This is a genomic window from Kitasatospora sp. NPDC004799, from assembly GCF_040609095.1.
Taxonomy (GTDB): Bacteria; Actinomycetota; Actinomycetes; order Streptomycetales; family Streptomycetaceae; genus Kitasatospora.
In genome coordinates, this window is the sequence record NZ_JBEXJK010000058.1 from 10538 (window position 1) to 28838 (window position 18301).

Annotated in this window: 15 protein-coding genes; 8 read left to right on the forward strand and 7 right to left on the reverse strand. The window is 73.8% G+C overall.

All coding sequences use genetic code 11. From position 1 onward, the window contains the following. Positions 1-119 precede the first annotated feature (119 nt). Entirely contained in the window at positions 120-1082 is a 963-nt protein-coding gene (locus ABZW03_RS10785; RefSeq protein ID WP_355254788.1) for a YafY family protein, read from the reverse strand. 147 nt (positions 1083-1229) lie between these two features. On the opposite strand from ABZW03_RS10785, the gene ABZW03_RS10790 reads away from it, so the two are divergent. Next, positions 1230-1766, forward strand: a complete 537-nt coding sequence (locus tag ABZW03_RS10790; protein ID WP_355254814.1) for a DinB family protein — start codon at positions 1230-1232, stop codon at positions 1764-1766. 86 nt (positions 1767-1852) lie between these two features. Here the strand turns inward: ABZW03_RS10790 and ABZW03_RS10795 are convergent, their stop codons facing one another. Continuing rightward, positions 1853-2068, reverse strand: a complete 216-nt coding sequence (locus ABZW03_RS10795) for a heavy-metal-associated domain-containing protein (RefSeq protein WP_355254790.1) — start codon at positions 2066-2068, stop codon at positions 1853-1855. A gap of 416 nt (positions 2069-2484) precedes the next feature. Here ABZW03_RS10795 and ABZW03_RS10800 point away from each other — a divergent pair, with 416 nt between their 5' ends. Continuing rightward, positions 2485-3183: a DUF3152 domain-containing protein gene (locus ABZW03_RS10800; RefSeq protein ID WP_355254792.1), complete on the forward strand. Its 699-nt coding sequence runs from the start codon at positions 2485-2487 to the stop codon at positions 3181-3183. Between the two features lie 218 nt (positions 3184-3401). Continuing rightward, positions 3402-4313 (forward strand): glutaminase, encoded by a 912-nt coding sequence (locus tag ABZW03_RS10805; protein ID WP_355254816.1) that lies wholly within the window; start codon positions 3402-3404, stop codon positions 4311-4313. A gap of 99 nt (positions 4314-4412) precedes the next feature. On the opposite strand, the gene glmS is transcribed toward ABZW03_RS10805, so the two are convergent. After that, on the reverse strand, positions 4413-6239 hold the full coding sequence (gene glmS, locus ABZW03_RS10810; RefSeq protein ID WP_355254794.1) for a glutamine--fructose-6-phosphate transaminase (isomerizing): 1827 nt from the start codon (positions 6237-6239) through the stop codon (positions 4413-4415). A gap of 91 nt (positions 6240-6330) precedes the next feature. Beyond that, positions 6331-6606, reverse strand: a complete 276-nt coding sequence (locus tag ABZW03_RS10815) for a hypothetical protein (protein WP_355254796.1) — start codon at positions 6604-6606, stop codon at positions 6331-6333. A gap of 216 nt (positions 6607-6822) precedes the next feature. On the opposite strand from ABZW03_RS10815, the gene asnB reads away from it, so the two are divergent. The 5 genes from asnB (at position 6823) to ABZW03_RS10840 (ending at position 13048) form a co-directional block, all read left to right on the forward strand. Beyond that, positions 6823-8673: an asparagine synthase (glutamine-hydrolyzing) gene (gene asnB, locus ABZW03_RS10820; protein ID WP_355254798.1), complete on the forward strand. Its 1851-nt coding sequence runs from the start codon at positions 6823-6825 to the stop codon at positions 8671-8673. 302 nt (positions 8674-8975) lie between these two features. Continuing rightward, complete coding sequence (locus ABZW03_RS10825; protein WP_355254800.1) at positions 8976-10094, forward strand: hypothetical protein; 1119 nt, start codon at positions 8976-8978, stop codon at positions 10092-10094. A 160-nt stretch (positions 10095-10254) separates the two neighbouring features. Then, entirely contained in the window at positions 10255-11694 is a 1440-nt protein-coding gene (locus ABZW03_RS10830; RefSeq protein WP_355254802.1) for a pyridoxal-dependent decarboxylase, read from the forward strand. A gap of 77 nt (positions 11695-11771) precedes the next feature. Next, the gene (locus ABZW03_RS10835; RefSeq protein ID WP_355254804.1) at positions 11772-12197 is read left to right on the forward strand and encodes a hypothetical protein; all 426 of its coding nucleotides are present in this window, start codon (positions 11772-11774) and stop codon (positions 12195-12197) included. Between the two features lie 74 nt (positions 12198-12271). Continuing rightward, the gene (locus ABZW03_RS10840; RefSeq protein ID WP_355254806.1) at positions 12272-13048 is read left to right on the forward strand and encodes an HNH endonuclease signature motif containing protein; all 777 of its coding nucleotides are present in this window, start codon (positions 12272-12274) and stop codon (positions 13046-13048) included. Positions 13049-13073: 25 nt separating this feature from the next. Here the strand turns inward: ABZW03_RS10840 and ABZW03_RS10845 are convergent, their stop codons facing one another. The 3 genes from ABZW03_RS10845 to ABZW03_RS10855 form a co-directional block, all read right to left on the reverse strand. Beyond that, a complete protein-coding gene (locus ABZW03_RS10845) occupies positions 13074-13775 on the reverse strand; it encodes a hypothetical protein (protein ID WP_355254808.1) in 702 nt (233 codons plus the stop codon). 76 nt (positions 13776-13851) lie between these two features. Continuing rightward, a complete protein-coding gene (locus ABZW03_RS10850; RefSeq protein WP_355254810.1) occupies positions 13852-14073 on the reverse strand; it encodes a hypothetical protein in 222 nt (73 codons plus the stop codon). A 107-nt stretch (positions 14074-14180) separates the two neighbouring features. After that, positions 14181-18068, reverse strand: a complete 3888-nt coding sequence (locus tag ABZW03_RS10855; RefSeq protein WP_355254812.1) for an amino acid adenylation domain-containing protein — start codon at positions 18066-18068, stop codon at positions 14181-14183. Between the last annotated feature and the right edge of the window lie 233 nt (positions 18069-18301).

Consider the following 18301-nt stretch of genomic DNA (forward strand, 5'->3'; position numbering starts at 1 on the left):
CGGCGGGCCCGACTTCCCACTCCACCATCACGCCCAGCCGCGCCGCAGGATGGGCACCGCGGGGCAGCCCAGCCCGAGCAGGGTGGCTGCCGACACCAAAAGTCGGCCCCGCTGACTTTCTACTCCTCCGCCGCGCGGGCGAAGCGGGCGCTCCAGTCGGTGAGCAGGGTTCGTAGGGCGTCGGGGGCGAGGACCTGGAACTCGGCGCCGAGGGAGCCGAGGGCCATGGCGGGCCAGTCGAGGGAGTCGGCGGTCATCAGCAGGCGGCAGCGGTGCGGGGTGACGGGTTCCACGTCGGCCCAGCGGCCGACGCGGGCCCGGACGGCGTCCGCCGGGGCGTCGACCAGGGCCTCGACCCGGTGCGGCCGGGGCATCCCGTGGAGGCCCGCGCGGACGAACTCCGCCGCGTCGGCGGCCGGGAGGGGGCGCGGGGCGAAGCGGGCGCCGCTGCCGGACGGGGTGGCGAGGCGGTCGAGGCGGAAGCTGCGCCAGTCGGCCCGGTCGAGGTCGTACGCGACCAGGTACCAGCGGCGGTGCAGGCAGACCAGCCGGTGCGGTTCGACGTGCCGCTCCGTGCCGCGCCCGTCGGCGGCCGTGTACGAGAACCGGACCCGCTCGCCGTCCCGGCAGGCCAGCGCGACCACCGTCAGGACGTCCGGGTCGACGCCCGCGCCCGCCCCGGTCCCCCAGTCCACCGGGACGGTCATCGCGCGCAGCGCCTCGACCCGTCGGCGCAGCCGGGCCGGCATCACCTGGACGACCTTCGCCAGCACCCGCACCGAGGCCTCCGCGACCCCCTCCACCGGGCTCTCGGCCGCCGCCTGGAGGCCCACCGCGAGGGCCACCGCCTCCTCGTCGTCGATCACCAGCGGGGGCAGCGCCGCGCCCGCGGCCAGCTGGTAGCCGCCGTCGACGCCGCGCTGCGCCTCGACGGGGTAGCCGAGTTCGCGCAGCCGGTCGACGTCGCGGCGCAGGGTGCGGACGGAGACGCCGAGCCGGTCGGCCAGTTCCCCGCCCGGCCAGTACCGGTGGGTCTGGAGCAGGGAGAGCAGTCGCAGCGTCCGGGTGCTGGTGTTCGCCATGCATCGATTCTCCCTGGGATTCAGGACAGGAAGTGACCGCAATCGTCCGTAACGTTGTTCCTGTCCGAGGGAGTCCCCGGGAAACAGGACCTGGGAACAGGACCCGGAACAGGACCCAGGCCAGGACCCGAACGAGAGGCCATGACGATGACCGAGACCACCGCCCCCCAGAACCTCACCGGCGAGCGCGCCGACCTCCTGGTGTCCCTGGAGAAGCAGCGGCACTTCCTGCGCTTCACCACCCGCGACCTCACCGACGAGCAGGCCGGCCTGCGGACCTGTGCGAGCGAGCTGTGTCTGGGCGGCCTGATCAAGCACGTGACCAACGTCGAGCGCCTCTGGGCAGCGTTCATCGTGGAGGGCCCGTCCGCGATGCCCGACTTCACCAACTGGACGGAGGAGGACCTCGCCCGCCGCGCGGACGAGTTCCGGATGCTGCCCGGCGAGACGCTGGCCGGCGTCCTCGCCGCGTACGAGGAGGTGGCCCGGCACACCGACGAGCTGGTGGCCACCCTCCCCGACCTGGACGCCACCCAGCCGCTGCCGAAGGCCCCCTGGTTCGAGGCGGACGCCGAGTGGTCGGCCCGCCGGGTGCTGCTGCACATCGCCAACGAGACCGCCCAGCACGCCGGTCACGCCGACATCATCCGCGAGTCCCTGGACGGCGCGAAGAGCATGGGCTGAAGCAGGACACCGGGGCACCGGGACCCGTCGACGACCCGACGGGCTCCGGCCCCGCCCCCGCTCAGCCCTTCAGGCCCTCAGGCCCCTCAGGCCCGCCCGACGAAGGTGAACCCGGCCCCGTCGACCACGTCGCGGACCAGCCCCTCGTCCAGCGGCTGCGCGGAGGCCACGGTGACCCGCCCGCTCGGCGCGTCGGCGCTGACGTCGGTGACGCCCGGCAGGACGGCGAGCCCGGCGCTGACGGTCTTCTCGCAGTGGCCGCAGCTCATGCCGTCGACGGTGAAGACAGCGGTGGTGGACATGACGGCGCCTCCGATGGCAGGCCGGACGGGACGGGACGACCCGGACGGATCACCCGACGAATCGACCCGGGCGGGTCGACCCGCCCTACGACACCGGATTCCGACGGCGCCGCCCAGGGACACGCCGCCCGGGTGACACCATCGAGCGGTTCCGGGAACCGCCCGGGCCTCCCGTCCGACAGAGCGGCCCTCCCGTCCGCCAGAGCGACCCTCCCGACCGGCAGACCAGTGGCGCACGCCACGTCCTGAACCGCCGCCCCGCCCCGTCCCGTTCCTCCAGGTACCACCGTTTCGCACACCCGGGCGACGGCCCGGCCGCGATCGGCCGCCCCGGCCCGCCGATCCCGTCCTGGAGCACCCCCGATGTCCATCACCGCCCCGGTCCACGCCCACGCCGACACCGCGGGAGCGGCCCGTTGAGGGCGCCGGCGCGGCCGGCCCGCTGGACGCCCCGGCACGGCGCGCTCGCCCTCGCGCTGGTCGCGGCGCTGACCGCCGGGCTGCTCTGGTGGCAGCCGTGGCACGGCGGGGACGACGACCGGCTGGCGTTCACCACCGCCCCCGGCGGCTCCGCCCGCTTCGGCACCGGCGAGCACCTGTACCGCTACAAGGTACGGGTGGAGGACGGGATCGCGGAGAGCCCGGCGCAGTTCGCCGCCGAGGTGGACGCGGTGCTCGGCGACGTCAAGCAGGGCTGGGCGGCCGGCGGCGCGGCCTCGTTCCAGCGGATGCCCGCCGACCCGGTGGACTTCACCGTCTACCTGGCCACCCCGAAGTCCACCGACCGGATCTGCGGCCAGTACGGGCTGGACACCGGCGGCTGGGTGAACTGCGGCGTCACCCACCAGGTGGTCATCAACCTCAAGCGCTGGAACGAGCTGTCCGAGTTCTACCAGGGCCGGCCCGAGCTGTACCACGCGCTCGCGATCAACCACGAGGTCGGCCACATCCTCGGCAACGGCCACGTCGACTGCCCCGGCCCGGGCGCCCCGGCGCCGGTGATGATGCAGCAGATCAAGGGACTGCACGGCTGCGTCCCCAACGGCCGGCCGTACTCGGACACCGGCACCCTGCTCACCGGCCCGCCCGTCCAGGCCCCCACCAACGCACCGTAGCAACCGCGCCGTAGCCGACATGCCGTAGCCACCGCGCCGTGAGCAACCGCCCGACACCGCACAGCACCGAACGAGACCCCCCTCCCGACACCCCCGCCCGAAACACGGATAATCCTGGTCGGACCGGACGCACCCGCACCGCGCGCCCGGTCCCGGTCATGTCCCCAGTCGGTGCCGGTGGAGGAGAAGCGTTGAACGGTGTGCCCGGCGGAGAGATCCTGGACTGGCCGGTGCTGCTGGAGGCCGCCGAGGCGGCCGCCCGGGCGACCACGGGCCGGGGCCGGGTCGCCGACTACATCCCGGCCCTCGCCACCGCCGACCCGGAGGCCTTCGGCATGGCCGTCGCCACCGTCGACGGGGAGCTGTACGGCGTCGGGGACTGGGAGCGGCCGTTCTCCGTCCAGAGCGTCTCCAAGCTGTTCTCGCTCGCCCTCGCGGTGGCCTACGGCGGCGACACGCTCTGGCAGGGCGTCGGCCGCGAGCCGTCCGGCAACCCGTTCAACTCCCTGGTGCAGCTGGAGACCGAGCACGGCATCCCGCGCAACCCGTTCATCAACGCGGGCGCCCTGGTGGTCACCGACCGCCTGCACACCATGACCGGCGACGCCTCCGGCGCGGTACGGGAGTTCCTGCGCCGCGAGTCCGGCAACCCGCTGCTCGACACCGACCCGGTGGTCGCCGCCTCGGAGGCCGAACACGGCCACCGCAACGCCGCGCTGGCCCACTTCATCGCCAGCCACGGCAATCTGGAGAACCCGGTCGAGACCGTCCTGGAGCACTACTACGCCCACTGCGCCATCGCCACCAGCTGCCGCGACCTGGTGCTGGCCGGTTCCTTCCTCGCCCGCTACGGCGTGCGCGCCGACGGCACCCGGCTGATGTCCCGCAGCGAGACCAAGCGGATCAACGCCGTGCTGCTCACCTGCGGCACCTACGACGCGGCCGGCGAGTTCGCCTTCCGGGTCGGTCTGCCGGGCAAGAGCGGCGTCGGCGGCGGCATCCTCGCCATACTCCCGGGCCGCGCCGCCGTCTGCGCCTGGGGACCGCGCCTGGACCAGGCCGGCAACTCGGTCGCCGCGGTCGCCGCCCTGGACACCCTGACCACCCTCTCCGGGTGCTCGGTGTTCTGACCGCCAGGGCGGCCCGAACGAACGCGGGCCCCGGCCGTCCGCACAGCGACCGGGACCCGCGGGTCCGTGCCCGGCGTCCTCCCCCAGGACGCGGAACGCCTACTCCACCGTCACGCTCTTCGCCAGGTTGCGCGGCTTGTCCACGTCCCGGCCGAGCGCGACCGCGGCGTGGTAGGCCAGCAGCTGGAGCGGGATGTTGAGCAGCAGCGGGTCCAGCTCGGGCTCGCTCTTGGGCACCAGGATGCAGTGGTCCGCGAGCTTCTCCTCCGGCCGCCGGTGGGCGACGGCGATGACCCGCCCGGAGCGGGCCTTGATCTCGCCCAGCGTGGTCAGGTTCTTGTCCAGCAGCTCGTCGTCCGGAACCAGTGCCACGGTGGGCAGTTCGGGGCTGATCAGCGCCAGCGGACCGTGCTTGAGCTCGCTCGCCGGGTAGGCCTCGGCGTGCACGTAGGAGATCTCCTTGAGCTTCTGCGCACCCTCGCGGGCGACCGGGTAGCCGCGCACCCGGCCGATGAACATCATGCCCGCCGACTCGGCGTACTCGGCGGCGAGTTCGGCGATGGCCTCGCTCTGCTCCAGCACCTCGCGGATCTGGTCCGGCAGCGCCTGGAGCGCCGAGACGATCCGTCGCCCGTCGGCGGGCGACAGGTCGTGGATGCGCCCGAAGTGCAGGGCGAGCAGCGCGAAGGCGACCACGGTGGAGGTGAACGCCTTGGTGGAGGCGACCGACACCTCCGGACCGGCGTGCAGGTAGATACCACCATCACACTCTCGGGCGATAGCACTGCCCACCGTGTTGACGACGCCGAGCACCCGGCCGCCCTTGCGCTTGACCTCCTGGACGGCGGCCAGCGTGTCGTAGGTCTCGCCGGACTGGCTGACCGCGACGTACAGGGTGTCCGCCTCGATCACCGGGTTGCGGTAGCGGAACTCCGAGGCCGGCTCGCTGTGCGCGGGGATCCGGGCCAGCTCCTCGATCAGCTGCGCACCCATCTCGCCCGCGTAGTAGGCCGATCCGCAGCCGAGGATCTTCACCCGGCGGATCTCGCGCAGCTCCCGGGCGTCCAGGTTGAGCCCGCCGAGGTGCGCGGTGGCGAAGCGCTCGTCCAGCCGGCCGCTCAGGGTGCGCTCGACCGAGCCGGGCTGCTCGTGGATCTCCTTGAGCAGGAAGTGCTCGAAGCCGCCGGTGTCGTAGGAGTCGACCTCCCAGTCCACGGTGGACGGCTGACGGTGGGTGGTGCGGGCGTCCTCGGTGAAGGTGCGGAAGCCGTCGGCCCGGACGGTGGCCAGCTCGCCGTCCTCCAGGTGGACGACCTGACGGGTGTACCGGACCAGCGCGGAGACGTCCGAGGCGACGAACATCTCCTTCTCGCCGATGCCCAGCACGATCGGGCTGCCGTTGCGGGCGACGACGATCCGGTCCGGCTGCTCGGCGTCGAGCACCGCGATGCCGTAGGTGCCGACCACCCGGCCGAGCGCGGCGCGCACCGCCTCCTCCAGCTCGACGCCCTCGGCCACGTTCGCGGCGACCAGGTGGGCGAGCACCTCGGTGTCGGTCTCGGAGCGGAACACCGCGCCCTCGGCGGTGAGCTTGGCGCGCAGCTCGTCGGCGTTCTCGATGATGCCGTTGTGGACGACGGCGATCCGCTCGGCGCCGTCCAGGTGCGGGTGCGCGTTGGCGTCGCTGGGGACGCCGTGGGTGGCCCAGCGGGTGTGACCGATGCCGGTGGTGCCCTTGAACCGGGCCGGCACGGCGGCGGCCAGGTCGGCGACCCGGCCCTTCACCTTGCGGAGCTTGATCCCCCCGGTGCGCCCGGTGACGGCGACGCCGGCCGAGTCGTAGCCGCGGTACTCCAGCCGCGCCAGGCCCTCCAGCAGGAAGGGGGTCGCGTCCTTGGGGCCGATGTAGGCCACGATTCCGCACATGCGTGGTCTCCTCTTCGAAGTCTTCGGAAGTCGGGAGGTCTGGAGGTCGGGAGGACCGCCGGAAGGCCGGGAGGCCGGGAACGACGACGGCTCAGCCGTAGACGATCCGCCGCAGCTGGCGGGCCGAGAGCTCCGGCGCCGAGACCCGGCGCTGGGGCAGCTCCTCGGCCAGCCGGGCGAAGATCCGCTCATTGGTCAGACCGCGTGCCTGGAGCTCGGTGTGGCGGCGGCGCACGTACTCCTCGGTGCTCTCGGAGAAGTACGCCAGCACCTCCGCCACGACCCGCGCCGCCTCCCGGGGCCCGAGCGGGCTGGTCCGGGTGAGGTGGGCGAGGAGGTCTTCGTGAGGGTGGGGTGAGCTCGGCACGAGTGAGGAGCCTAGGTCGGACGGACCGCCGAAGCCAAAGTTCCTGCCCGAAATCGGGCAGACATTACGACTTTCAGCCCACATCCACAACTCCTTCACAATCGTCCGTCGAACGGCCGCCCGTTCGCCACCGTTCCCGAAAGCCCCTTGAAGCCGCGCCAACTCCGCACGTAGCGTGACCCCCTGAACACGAAGCGGAAGACCGGAGGCTTGCGGATGTGCGGGATCACCGGATGGGTCGCGTTCGAGCGCGACCTCACCGCCGAGCGGGGTGTGCTCGACGCGATGACGGCCACCCAGCTCCGGCGCGGCCCGGACGCCGGCGGCGTGCACCTGGAGCCGCACGCCGCGCTCGGCCACCGGCGGCTCGCGGTGATCGACATCGCGGGCGGCGTCCAGCCGATGACGGTCGAGCACGACGGCCGGACGCTGGCCGTGCTCACCTACAGCGGCGAGGTCTACAACCACCGCGAGCTGCGCGCGGACCTGGAGGCGGCCGGGCACCGCTTCCGCACCCGCAGCGACACCGAGGTCGTGCTGCGCGCCTACCTGGAGTGGGGCGAGCACCTGGCCGAGCGGCTCAACGGCATGTTCGCCTTCGCGGTCTGGGACGTCCGGCGCGAGGAGCTGCTGCTGGTCCGCGACCGGATGGGCGTCAAGCCCCTGTACTACCACCGCACCCCGGACGGCGTGGTCTTCGGCTCCGAGGTCAAGGCCCTGCTCGCCCACCCCGCCGTCCGTCCGGTGGTGGACCTGGACGGGCTGCGCGAGCTGCTCGGCTACACCCGCACCCCCGGCCTCACCCCGTACCGGGACATCCACGAGGTCCGGCCCGGGCACGTCCTGCGGGTGCGCCGCGAGGGCCTCACGGCCCGCCGCTACTGGGCGCTGGAGGCCCGCGAGCACCGCGACGGCCTGGAGGCCACCGTCGCCACCGTCCGGGCCCTGCTGGACGACATCGTGCACCGCCAGCTGGAGGCGGACGTCCCGCTCTGCTCGCTGCTCTCCGGCGGCCTGGACTCCAGCGCCGTCACCGCCCTCGCCGCCCGGACGCTGGACGCCGCCGGGGCCGGCCCGGTGCGCTCCTTCTCGGTCGGCTTCGCCGGGCAGAGCGAGAACTTCCACGCCAGCGACGTCCGGCAGACCCCGGACGGCCCGTTCGCCCGGCTGCTCGCCGACCACGTCGGCGCCGACCACAGCGTGGTCGAGCTGGACGCGGCCGACCTGACCGACCCGTCCCGGCGCTCCGTCGTGCTGCGCGCCCGCGACCTGCCGAACGGCGTCGGCGACATGGACACCTCGCTGCTGCTGCTCTTCCGGGGCGTGCGCCGGCACTCCACCGTCGCGCTGTCCGGGGAGTCCGCGGACGAGCTCTTCGGCGGCTACCGCTGGTTCCACGACCCGGAGGCCGTCGCCGTCGAGGACTTCCCCTGGGTGCTCGGCCTGACCGGCATCGCCGGCGGCGGGGCCACCCCGCGCGAGCACCTCCTGGACGCCGAGCTGCTCCGCAAGCTCGACCTGGACGGCTACCGCCGGGCCCGCTACCGCGAGGCGCTCGCCGAGGTCCCGCACCTGCCGGCGGCCGATCCGCTGGAGCGGCGGATGCGCGAGATCTCGTACCTCAACCTGACCCGCTTCGTCTGCATCCTGCTCGACCGCAAGGACCGGATGAGCATGGCCAACGGCCTGGAGGTGCGGGTGCCGTTCTGCGACCACCGGCTGGTCCAGTACGTCTTCAACACCCCGTGGGCGATGAAGTCCTTCGACGGACGGGAGAAGAGCCTGCTGCGGGCCGCCGTCCGGGACGTGCTGCCGGCCGCGGTCGCCGACCGGCCGAAGGCCCCGTACCCGGTCACCACCGACCCGCACTACCCGGCCAAGCTGCGCGCCGAACTCGCCCGGCTCGCCGCCCGGCGCACCTCCCCGGCCCTGGAACTGCTCGACCGGCGGCGCCTCGCCGACGCGCTCGCCCCGGACACCGACCCGCAGTCCGTCCGGCTCGCCGTGGACCTGGCGCTGGACTTCGACGCCTGGCTGACGGACTACCGGGTGACGCTGGAGCTGTGACCACCGGGGCCGTGCACGTCACGTGAGGATGCCGGAGCACCGGAGCACCGGAGGGAGCACCGGAGGGAGCACCGGAGCACCGGGGCGCAGCCGCCGCCACCCGGACGGCGCAGTGGACGGCGCCCGCGCCCCCGTACTCCGTTCGGGTGATTGTGCGGAACCATCCCGCCGGGCCGGACGGTCCGACCGTGCGATAGCGTCGCCGACACCTCCCGAATGGCGGGCGAATTCGCGGACCACCCGCTCACGTGCCGTCAGGATGGGAGCGAAACGTTCATCTCGATCCGCCGGGGGATCCCGTCATGCAGCCGCGAGTCTTCGCGATTCTCACCGCCCTGCTCCTGGGCGTCCTGGGCCTGGGGTCGGTGGCCGTCACCGACTGGTCGCCCGCGGCGGCCACCTCGACCCGGGCCGCCGCCACCCCCGGGGCCCCCGCCACCGGCGCCCAGCCGGCCGCGGCCGGCCCCGCGAGCGCCACCCCGACCGGCGACCCGGCGGTGTGGACCCGCTCCACGCTGCGCAACAAGCTGATGGCCGAGATGGACGCCACCGACCCCGGCGTCGCCCTGGCCGACCTCGACCGGATCAGCAAGGAGAAGCCGTACACCGTGCGCTTCTGCCACCCGATCGCGCACGAGCTCGGCCACTCGGCGGTCAAGCGCTTCAACGCCGACTTCCAGAAGGTCATCTCCTTCCCGCACGAGACCTGCGCGGCCGGCTACCTGCACGGCGCGGTCGAGGAGATGCTCAACGCCTCCACCCAGCCCGAGACGGACCTGCTCAAGCTCTGCGCGCCCAAGAACTCCGGGCCCTGCATCCACGGCGTCGGCCACGGCACCATGTTCGTGGTCAAGCAGGACGTCGCCAAGGCGCGCGACCTGTGCAACAAGTTCCCCTCCGACCAGAACAGGATCCGCTGCTCCGAGGGCCTGTTCATGCAGCTCTTCGGCCCGGACGAGGAGGACGAGCAGGCCAAGGCCAACCTGCCCGCCGACAAGCTCGCCCAGGACCCGCTCTACCCGTGCAAGGACCAGCCGTCGCTGTTCCAGTCCGCCTGCTTCTTCTACGCCCCGACCTTCTTCCTGTCCTCGCACGACTACCCGAACCACCCCGAGGTCTACGCCGAGGCCCTCAAGTGGTGCCTCAACGGCAAGGCCAGCGGCGGGGCGGTGGACTGCAGCCGCGGTGTCGGCTCGCGCACCATGAAGTACAACCTGGACCGCGAGGACTGGGCCGCCGAGCAGTGCGCCACCGCCGCCGACGGCTGGCAGCGCAAGGCCTGCGCCGAGGGCCTGGTCAGCTACTACACGGTCAACTACACCGACGGGGGCGCGGCCGGACGGCTCTGCGCCAAGATCACCAACAAGGAGATGCAGGGCTACTGCCGCTCGGCGAGCGGCCTGTCCAGCTCGCTGGACTGACGCCCGCCGGTCCCGCGGACCGGCCTCCCCGTCCCACCATGAGGGCCCGCGCCGCACGGCGCGGGCCCTTTGCGTAGGATCGCCCGATCATCGCCTGATCAGGGTGCGCCAAGGACGCCGCGCCTCGCCCGACCGTCCCCCGGCCTCCCTGGAGCACGCCATGACCACCGAGGACCTCCCCGGCGCCGACTTCCGCCGCGCCGCCCACGCCACCGCCGACCTGGTCTCCGACTACCTCGCCGAGCTGCCCGGGCGGCCGGTCTGGCAGCCCATGGACGAGAGCGCCCGCCGGGCCCTGCTCGACGCCCCGCTGCCCGCCGAGGGCCGCCCGCTCGACGAGCTGATCGGCGCCATCGGGCGGGACGTGCTGCCGCACCCGATGGGCAACGGCAACCCGCGCTTCTTCGGCTGGGTCAACTCCGCCCCCGCCCCGGCCGGGGTGCTCGCCACCCTCGCCGCCGCCGCGATGAACCCCAGCTCGGCCGGCGGCGACCACGCCGACGTCCACCTGGAGCGCGCCGTGGTCCGCTGGATCGCCGAGCTGGTCGGCTTCCCGCACCCGGCCGGCGGCGGACTGCTCACCTCCGGCACCTCGATGGCGACCATCGTCTGCCTCGCCGCCGCCCGCGACCGCGCCGCCCGGCGGGCCGGCCGGGACGTCCGCGAGGAGGGCCTGGCGGGCCTGCCGCCGCTGGTCGGCTACGTCACCGGCGAGACCCACTCCTGCGTCCGCAAGGCCGCCGAGCTCCTCGGCCTCGGCAGCAGGCAGCTGCGCACCGTGGCCACCGGCCCCGACGGCCGGCTGGACCTCGCCGACCTGCGCTCGGCCCTCGAACGCGACCGCGCGGCCGGCCTGCTGCCCTTCCTGGTGGTCGCCTCGGCCGGCACCGTCGGCACCGGCGCGGTGGACGCGTTCGACCCGATCGCCGACCTCTGCGCGGAGCACGGCCTGTGGCTGCACGTGGACGGCGCATACGGCGCCTTCGGCCGGCTCGACCCGGCCGTCGCCCACCGCTACGCCGGCCTGGAGCGCGCCGACTCGCTCGCCCTCGACCCGCACAAGTGGCTCGGCGTCCCGGTCGACTGCGGCTGCGCGCTGGTCCGCGACACCGAGGAGCTGCGCGGCACCTTCAGCCTCGTCCCGTCCTACCTGCGCGACGAGGCGGCCGGCTCGCTCGGCTGGTTCTCCGAGTACGGCACCGAGCAGACCCGCCCCTTCCGGGCCCTCAAGGTCTGGGCCACCATCGCCCACAAGGGCCGCACCGGCCTCGCCCGGGACATCGCCCGGTGCACCGCACTGGCCCGTCGCCTCGGTGAACTCGTCGAGGCGGACGAGGAGTTGGAGCTGCTCGCCGAGGTGCAGACCTCGATCGTGGCGTTCCGCCACCGCGCCCCGGGCCTGGACGAGGCCGCCCGCGACGCCCTCAACCGCGAACTGCCGGTCGCCGTCCAGCGGCGCGGCCGGGTGTTCGTCACCGGCGCCCGCCTCGGCACCGCCGAGATGCTCCGCGCCTGCCTCCTCAACGCCACCACCACGGAGGAGGATCTCCACCTGCTGCTCGCCGAGGTCAGGGCCGCCGCCCGCGATCTGCTCGCGTAACACACCGTGATGGATCTTAACCGGCAGGTCACGACCGGGTCGTGAACGGGAAACACCGGTCGGGCACGGTGGACGCCATGGAGCACTCGAAGCCCTCTGTCCGCCGTACCCGCCGCTGGCGCCGCGACACCGTCGAGCTCGCCGCCGCCTTCCTGTCCGTCACCGCCGCCGACCTGATCGCGAAGGTCGTCCTGCACGGCCCCGACGGCCCGGTCGTCCTCGGTGGCTCCGCCCTCGCCCTGCTCACCGCCGTCCTCCTGCACACCTGGTGGTCACCCCACGCCCCGCCGCCGACCACCCTCTGGCGCGTGCGCACCACCACCCTCGCCCACACCCCCACCACCCTCGCCGACCACCAGATCACCCTGCTCTCCCTGCACGCCCACCCCACCGCCGACGAACTCTTCCTCCGCACCCCCCACACCCTCACCCCCACCGCCCTCACCACTCTCCTCACCACCACCGGCCACACCCTCCAGGACACCCCGACCCGAATCGCCTGACCGCCGCAGCCGCCCCGCCGGTAGCATCACCACCGGCGCACGGGAGGGGCTCGGAGCGCCCGGGAGGCGGCACTGTGCGGCACGACAGCACTCTCAGCACCAGGTTCCAGGACTACCTGCTGAGCGGCATACCGGAGCTCCGGAGGATCGGGTACAACCCGAAGCAGTTCGACACGATGGTCAGGACCGACCCGATCGGGGCCGCCAGGTCCCTGCTGGCCTCGGACCGGCACACCTCCTCGGGCTTCGCCACGCTGTGGGAGAAGGGGAGGCTCGACGCGAGCCTCGAATTCGCGGTGTGCCTGCCCTGGTTCAGGGAGTTGTTCACCGACGAGGAGGTCAAGCGCGCCGAGTGGCGGCTGACCGAGCACGGCTTCGACCTGGCGAAGGTCCACGCGGTGACACCGCCGAGCTGGTGGGCGAACCGGGAGCCGGAGGACTCGGCCGGGCGACCGGAGACCCCGGCACCGAGCTACCGTCGGCGCGTTGAGGCCGAGGAGGCGGCCCGGGCCGGCGCCGCGACCGTCCAAGCGGTGCGGGCGACCGAGCCCGTGCGGTCGCCCGTGTACCGGGCGCTCGTGCTGGAGCGGGCCGGCGGACGCTGCGAGAACCCCGGCTGCGCCCACCCGGGATTCCACGAGATCGGCCGCAACGGGGACCCGATCGTGGAGGTCGACCACGTCCGGGGCCTGAAGGAGGGCGGCCCGGACCATCCGGCCAACATGGTCGTGCTCTGCCCCAACTGTCATGCCGTGAAGACCCGCGGGCCGGACGAGCCGGTCACCCGGCTCCGTGGGGTGCTGGCCCGGATCGCCCGGGAGCGCCACGAGGCCGCCATGGCGGCCGGGTGACGCGGCGGCGCGGGGAGGGGGCCGGTCAGTCCTCGGCCTCGACCTCGACGGCGGCTCGGATGTCCAGGGTGCGCCGGGCCAGTTCCCCGGGTGTGCTCTCGCCCGTCTCGTCGACGACGATCCCGACCGTGCTGCCGTCGGCCCAGGCGCAGGTGGTCCGGGAGGCTGCCGGATGGTCGAGCACCGCGCAGTCCAGTGCGCCACCGAGGGGCCCGGCCGGGTAGTCCTGGCGCTCGAATACCGTCTCCCGGGTCATGTCGCTCGCCGCCAGCCGGCCGAAGTACTTGTCCAACTCGCGCCGGACGTCCGGGTAGCTGCCGGTCAGTCCGACCACGGTCAGCGTGGTCCCGGTCGTCCCCTCGGCGCCGTAGCCGGCCACCGTCAGCTCCCGGTACGGCCTCAGGGCTGTCATCCGCCGCTCGTAGTCGGCGCGCAGGGCCCGGGTGTCGCCTTCCTCCGGGAGGCGCACCTGGCCGCCGAGCCGGTCCGCCAGCACGATCCGGTGCCGCGTCGGGGCGCCCACCCCGGTCACCGCCGCCACGGTCAGCGCGGTGAACAGGCCGACGACCACGACACCCGCGATCACGGCCTTGCGGGACACCCGCCGGTACCAGGGCAGAGGCGCGACCGGTTCCAGGGTGTTCGCCCAGATCGCCTGGAGGCCACTCGGCTTCGCGGCGCCCTGGGCGCTCTCGGTCGTGGTCGTGGTCGTGTCGTCGCTCTGCACGGGGCCGGATACTACGTCAGCGTCCGGTCGGCCCGCCCGGGGATTTCCGGACGCTGACGACGGCCGTGCCGGAGGGTCAGGCCTTGGCCGCCGGCTGGGGGACGCAGGCCACGTCGGCGAGCATGGCGCCGAAGCCGCCGAGCAGGCTGCCGACCACGGCCTTGCAGGTGGCGGCCTGCTCGGGGGTGGTGGCGCCGGTGGCGGTGGCCGGCTGGGCGAGGGCGAGCGGGAGGGCGAGGAGCAGGGCGCAACAGGCCGTGGCCAGGGCGGAGTTCTTCGCGGAGGTCGGAACGGACATCGGAAAGCCCCTTCGGAAGGAGACGGGATCGGCGGTGAGCCGAGCCATCCCTATCCGCAGGGGCTCCCCCGCTCACGGATGCTGGGCCATCCGTGAGCGCGTCCACCTCAACGGTCGATCCGCTCCACCTCCCGGATCGCGGCGGCCAGCTCGGCCACCCCGTGCTCCCGCAGCACCCCGTAGTGGTCGGCGGCCAGGTCGACCACGGCGGGCGGGGCGGCCGAGTAGCCGGTGCTGCCCTCGATGAAGGAGTAGTCGTCGCCCGCGGCCTTGAAGACGGTCACCGGTGCCTCCAGCCGCCGCTCGGCGAGCTCGCGGAAGGTGTACTCGAACTCGTAGGTCTCACCGACGATCCGGGTGATCCGACGGATCACCTCCTCCGACAGCTCCGGCAGCATCCGGTGCACGGAGGCGACGAAGGTCGGCTCGTCCACCGTCCCGGCCAGGCAGCGTTCCAGCTCCGGGCCGCTGATCCGGCCGGTGAACACCCCGAACAGGATGGTCAGGTAGGCCGGGTTGGCGTACGAGGCCTCGCGGCCCCACGACCGGCCGTCGTCCTGGCGCACCTTCGGGTTGCCGGGGCAGATCAGCAGCAGCCGCTCCACCCGCTGCCCGGCCCGCTCCAGCTGCCAGGCCGCCTCGAAGGCGACCCGGGCGCCGAAGGAGAAGCCCCACAGCGTGTACGGCCCCTCCGGCTGCACCCGGCGCAGCTCGGCAACGTCGGCGGCGGCCGTCTCCCGGATGGTCGGGTACGACGTCTCGCCCGGGTTGATGCCGTGCGCCTGGACGCCGTAGAACGCCCGGCCCGCGCTCGCCTCCCGGCCGAGCAGCCGCAGGTTCATCGGGTAGCCGCCCAGTCCGGGCCAGCAGAACACCGCCCGGCCGGCCGCCCCGGGGGCCGCCGGTACCAGCGGGATCAGCCGGGAGGCGGCCGCCTCCCCGGCACCCCGCGCGCGCGAGATGCGCGCGGCCAGGTCGCCCAGCCGGGGGCACTCGAACAGCACCTGGAGCGGCAGCGCGACGCCGAACTCCCGGTTGATCCGGTGGACCAGGGCGACGGCGATCAGCGAGTTCCCGCCGACGGCGAAGAACTCGTCCGTCACCGACACGTCCTCGTACCGCAGCGCCGTCCCCCAGGCCTCGGCCAGCCACCGCTCGTGCTCGGTGGCCGGGGCGACGTACTCGCCGCGCACCTCGGCCGTGCGGACGGCCTCGGAGGCGGCCAGCGCCTTGAGGTCCACCTTGCCGTTCGCGGTGAGCGGCAGGGCGTCCATCACCAGCACCCGGTTGGGCAGCATGTAGTCGGGCAGCAGGGTGGCCAGTTCGTCCTTGATGATCTCGGCCGGGCCCTTCATGTGGACGGTGTCCTCGTACATGCCCTCGCTGCGGATCTGCTCCTCGCTCACCTTGCCGCCGAGGAAGAAGTACGACGGCCCGGGGGCGATGCCGCGGCCGGCCAGGATCTCGTCGATGCGGCGCGCGGCGGGCAGCGGGTGGCCGGACCTGGAGCTGTAGCCGGAGGACATGAGGCCCAGGGCGAGGCCGTTGCGCTGGAGGCGGTGCAGCTCCGCGCCGAGCTCGACGTACTCCAGCCACTCCTCCTCGGCGCGGCTGACGGCGGTGATGCCGAACGCGGCCCGGGCGTAGACGGCCTGGTTGATCGCGATCACGTGCCGGGACTCCACCACCGCGTCCGCGACGTGCGTCAACTCGCCGTCGGCGTACCGGTAGAGGCCGCCCGGCAGGCCGTCCACCCGGCCCTCGTGGGCCTGGACGTACAGCTCGACGCACCCGGGCCGCGCCGCGCCGCCGGCCCGGACGACCGAGAAGGCGCCCAGGTAGTGGTCCTCCTCGGCGACGTCCAGCCGGTCCCGGACGGCCGGGTCGAGGCCGAGCGGGCACACGTCCAGCCCGTACCCGGGCAGCACCTCCGCCAGGACGCCCAGCATGTGGCCGGTCTCGAACTCCAGCACCTCCCGGATGTTGTTCTTGTACACCGGCTCGATGGCGCCGTGCTTCCCGGAGAAGTGCAGCGTCAGGTAGGGCTCGGCCCGGGTCTCGGCGGGCCCGATCCGGACCAGCACGTGCTCGACCGGGTGGTAGTAGTACAGCCCGGCCGCGAGCCCGTCCAGGCCGCCGGTCTCCAGGTACAGCTGGGTCGCGTACAGCGCGCCGGGCGAGGCGTAGGCGTACTTCGGCAGCAGCCGCTCCTCGCTGTGGAACTGGCCGAACCACCGCAGCACGCGGCCGAGTTCGGGCAGGGTCAGCAGCGCCGGGTCGCGGCCGAAGGTGCCGGCCGGGCGCGGCGCGAGCAGCGCGGTGAGGTCGTCCCGGGTGACCGCGCCGCCGTCGTAGAAGCGGTAGGTCTTGCGGGCGAAGGCCGCCCGGCGCTGGGCCGCGGTCTCCTTGCGGCCGGGCAGCGCGACCCGCTCGCGGCCCGCCAGCCGCTCCGGGTCGCGCAGGCCCGGGTCGGACAGCTGCGCCTTGACCTGGAGCTTGCTGGCCTTGGACTGGTGGTGGCCGCCGTGGTTGCCCTGGTCCATCAGGGCGGCCTCGCGCGGGTTGAGCTCCACGCAGGCGACCAGGTTCGGGTGCCCGGTGCGGTCGTCGCCGGTGACGACGGCGGCCGAGCGGCGCACCCAGGTGTGCTCCTCGATCGCGCGGGCGATCTCGTCCAGCTCGACCCGGTAGCCGCGCAGCTTGACCTGGTTGTCCACCCGGCCGGCGAACTGGAGGGTGCCGTCCGGGTTCCACTGCACGAGGTCGCCGGTGCGGTACAGCCGCTCGTCGGCGGCGAACGGGGAGCGGACGAACCGCTCCGCGGTCAGCTCCGGCCGGTTCAGGTAGCCGCGGGCCAGCTGGACGCCGCCGATGTAGAGCTCGCCGACGCCGTCGGCGGCCACCGGCACCAGGTCCTCGTCGAGGACGTAGCACTGGGTGTCGGCCACCGGCCGGCCGATCGGCACCGAGCCGGCGCCGTCGGCCGGATCCGCCGGGTCGACCAGGTGCGAGGTGGCGTTGATGGTGCACTCGGTCGGGCCGTACAGGTTGACCAGCGCGGCCTGCGGCAGGGCCTCCCCCAGCTCGCGGGCGAGCCGCCGGGAGAGCGCCTCGCCGCCGGAGAACAGCCGGGTCAGGCCGGTGCAGCCGGTGAAGCCCTCGGTGTCCAGCAGCGCCCGGAGCAGGGTGGGCACGCACTGCAGCGCCGTCACCCCGTGCCGCCGGACGGCAGCGACCAGCGCCTCCGGGTCGCGGTAGAGGCCGGGCGTGCCGGCCACCACCCGGGCGCCGACGGCCGGGGCGAGGATCTCCCACTGCGCGGCGTCGAAGCTCATCGGGGTCTTCTGCAGCACGGTGACCCCGGGGTCGAGGTACCCGGCGGAGTGCATCCAGCGCAGCTGGGAGACCACCGAGCGGTGCTCGATCAGCACGCCCTTGGGCCGGCCGGTGCTGCCCGAGGTGTAGATCACGTAGGCCAGCGCGTCCGGCTCGACGGCCTCCTCCCCCGCCGCGTCCCGCACCGGCGGGGCGTCCTCGAAGGTGACGACCGCCGTCCCGGCCGGGACCAGCCCGGCCAGCCGTTCGCGCAGGTGCGCCTGGGTGAGCACGACCCGGGTGCCGCTGTCCTCGATCATGTAGCGGAGCCGGTCCTCGGGGTACTCGGGCGACAGCGGCAGGTAGCCCGCCCCGGCGTACAGCACGCCCCAGGCCCCGGCGACCAGCTCGACGGACGGCTCGACGTAGAGGCCGACGCAGCCGTCCCGGCCGGCGCCCAGGCCGCGCAGGTGGGCGGCCAGCCGGCGGGCGGTCCCGGCCAGCTCCTGGAAGGTGAGGCCACCGCCCTCGCCGAGGACGGCCGGCGAGCCCGGCCGGGTGCGCGCCTGCCGGTCGAGCAGCCCGGTGAGCGCGGTGCCGACCGGGGCGCGGCGGGCGTGCGGGACGGCGGGGGTGGCGGTGTCGGTGGCGGTGGTCGGGACGGACGGGGTGTCGCGCATGGAAACGGCCTTCGGTGTCGGACGTACGGGGCCCGGCCTCCTGCTCGCCAGGAGCTCCGGGAACGCCATCCACCGTCGGCCGCCCGCCGTCCCGGCCGCATGAGGCACCGGTCGGGACCTGCGCCGACGCCGTCCCAGCAACGACCTCTCGCTGTTCCGGGCCGGTACGCACGCGGTGGTCGTCGCCGGGGCCGAGCCCGCGCTGCTCGCCGCCCTCACCGACCACCCGCTCC

Coding starts and splice junctions, on each gene's coding strand:
- ABZW03_RS10835 (WP_355254804.1), top strand. CDS start 11,772: ATGGAGCACTCGAAGCCCTCTGTCCGCCGTACCCGCCGCTGGCGCCGC.
- ABZW03_RS10855 (WP_355254812.1), bottom strand. CDS start 18,068: ATGCGCGACACCCCGTCCGTCCCGACCACCGCCACCGACACCGCCACC.
- asnB (WP_355254798.1), top strand. CDS start 6,823: ATGTGCGGGATCACCGGATGGGTCGCGTTCGAGCGCGACCTCACCGCC.
- ABZW03_RS10825 (WP_355254800.1), top strand. CDS start 8,976: ATGCAGCCGCGAGTCTTCGCGATTCTCACCGCCCTGCTCCTGGGCGTC.
- ABZW03_RS10795 (WP_355254790.1), bottom strand. CDS start 2,068: ATGTCCACCACCGCTGTCTTCACCGTCGACGGCATGAGCTGCGGCCAC.
- ABZW03_RS10785 (WP_355254788.1), bottom strand. CDS start 1,082: ATGGCGAACACCAGCACCCGGACGCTGCGACTGCTCTCCCTGCTCCAG.
- ABZW03_RS10830 (WP_355254802.1), top strand. CDS start 10,255: ATGACCACCGAGGACCTCCCCGGCGCCGACTTCCGCCGCGCCGCCCAC.
- ABZW03_RS10790 (WP_355254814.1), top strand. CDS start 1,230: ATGACCGAGACCACCGCCCCCCAGAACCTCACCGGCGAGCGCGCCGAC.
- glmS (WP_355254794.1), bottom strand. CDS start 6,239: ATGTGCGGAATCGTGGCCTACATCGGCCCCAAGGACGCGACCCCCTTC.
- ABZW03_RS10850 (WP_355254810.1), bottom strand. CDS start 14,073: ATGTCCGTTCCGACCTCCGCGAAGAACTCCGCCCTGGCCACGGCCTGT.